The sequence below is a fragment of the Acinetobacter sp. AG1 genome, assembly GCF_001005525.1.
GTDB classification, from domain to species: Bacteria; Pseudomonadota; Gammaproteobacteria; order Pseudomonadales; family Moraxellaceae; genus Acinetobacter; species Acinetobacter modestus.
The window spans coordinates 1-1,946 of sequence record NZ_LBMZ01000018.1; the positions used below are offsets into that span (position 1 = coordinate 1).

General features: G+C 34.0%; 2 protein-coding genes and 1 rRNA gene. All 3 read left to right on the forward strand.

All coding sequences use genetic code 11. The features are described from left to right. Nucleotides 1-87, forward strand: a 23S ribosomal RNA gene (locus AAV96_RS17815); the annotation flags it as partial. Nucleotides 88-170: 83 nt separating this feature from the next. Then, entirely contained in the window at nt 171-356 is a 186-nt protein-coding gene (locus AAV96_RS00145) for a hypothetical protein (protein WP_046737841.1), read from the forward strand. Nucleotides 357-687: 331 nt separating this feature from the next. Then, nucleotides 688-1,182: a hypothetical protein gene (locus AAV96_RS00150; protein ID WP_046737842.1), complete on the forward strand. Its 495-nt coding sequence runs from the start codon at nt 688-690 to the stop codon at nt 1,180-1,182. Nucleotides 1,183-1,946: the final 764 nt, after the last annotated feature.

The following is a 1,946-nucleotide window of genomic DNA, read 5'->3' on the forward strand; positions in this document are numbered from 1 at the left end:
CAGGTCCCAAGGGTATGGCTGTTCGCCATTTAAAGAGGTACGCGAGCTGGGTTTAGAACGTCGTGAGACAGTTCGGTCAATAATAAAACACACAGGACGTGGTCGTTAATAGGATATCAACGACATAAACTGAATATGAAGAAGCCCCGTCAAGATGATGGGGCTTCTTTTTGTCTTATAACAAACCCAACCTTCTTATTTCACCGCCAACCATGTCTTTAATGAAATTCCTGTCCCGTAGTAAAGCGACCATTCAGCGTAGCGCCAATTATGTGGAGCAGATTGAGCTGGATAGTATTGATCAATGGCAAAATGTCAGTGTTATTCTGGTGTGGAATCCTACGGCTGAAGATTAGGCGTCTGACCGTGCATATTCCAGCAATTGCCACACAATTTTCCAAGTTAGCGTATAGTTCATTGAATTCTGTTATTTTACCCTATCGTGTACAGAGAGAATAATGTATTCAGTGCAATAGCTAAGATAATGTGAAGTAATCATGATGTAGTTGAATCTGAATATCAGTTAATTAATATATGAAAAAATTTAGATTTTCAGCGTATTATTAGTGGCGTTTCAATGAAGCGAACTCTATAGTAGTGATGTTAATTTTAGACTGTACAGTAAAATTTAAGAAAAGTTAGCTAAAATAAACTCAAATATTGTAAGCAAAAAATAGGGATATCAAGATGGCTAAAAAATCATCTAGCATTATTAGTGATGTTTTTTGGAATGGGGTAGTATTGCTTATATCCGTTTTTATGCTAAGGCTTACATATATTGATATTGCCGAAGACATTCAACTGCGTGATCACGGTGTAAAAGTGCTGGGTGAATTAGAGATGGCTAAACGGTATAGTACCAACATTTTTACCACCGGTTATTCTTTTAGTATCAAGTATCTAGATCTCAATCACACTCAGAATTTCAATGTTACCCGCAATATTTTTTATACGTATGTTCATAACGAGAAATTTACTCAAGACCGGCCAATTGAGATAGTTTACTTACCGGAAGATCACACTATATCTAAGCCGACGGAAATGTTGGGACGATGGTTCTATTGGGGAGCTAGTCCATTTGTTAACGGTTTTATTGGTGTGTTATTTGCGCTTATGTTTTGTTTAATGTTGAGAAGCAAATATAAGAAGTTACAGAGTAGCCAGACTCGTTGCAAACCCTGACTTAGCATTTAAAATAAATTATAGCTTCCTCAGGGCAACCGCAAACTTTACCGAAAAACTGATAATCAATATAAGTTATTAATTTTTAAAGTATGATATATTGAGATTTATGAATTGGCTAAATTTTAGTAGCCTTCCAAAAATTTTGATTATTTTTAAATTAATTGGAATTCACTAAAAGCTTAAATTGATCTTTCGCAGAATTATTGGTTGAAAAATAAGTGAATCTTGTGGTTGCCCTAATAGCTTTCTGATGCTTGATAAAGTTTTGGTTTTTGAAAAAACATACTATCTTATCCATTTCAAATATTGACCAAATAAAATCTCTTCACAAACCGTATCATTATTCAGGCAAAAGCAATGAATCATTGACGCCAATTTCTTATCTAAGTTTAACTGTCTTTTTTCTAGATTTATTATCTCGGGCAAACGGCTGTACATCGCTAGCTTAAACAATATAATGCGGAAATGACTGATCAAGTTAGCATTGGTTTACCCATCACACCTGAACAACGTCGTATCAGAGAGTTAAAAGAGAAGAAATAGTGTAGAAATGAAATCATTTATTTATAAAAATTAACAGTCGAACTCAAATTATATATCACCTTATATTTTCTACATTATACAAGTTTCTTATATATTATCAATTTTATATCTCCCCCTCTCTTAGACAATTAGGCTAAGCAATTTATGCCTTTTGGATTGAATTTTTTCCAAGCATTATTTTTCAACTTTATATTATGCGATAAAAAACACCCCCTCTG

Excerpts from the sequence above, each read along its gene's own strand:
- AAV96_RS00150 (WP_046737842.1), top strand. The coding sequence starts at position 688 with ATGGCTAAAAAATCATCTAGCATTATTAGTGATGTTTTTTGGAATGGG.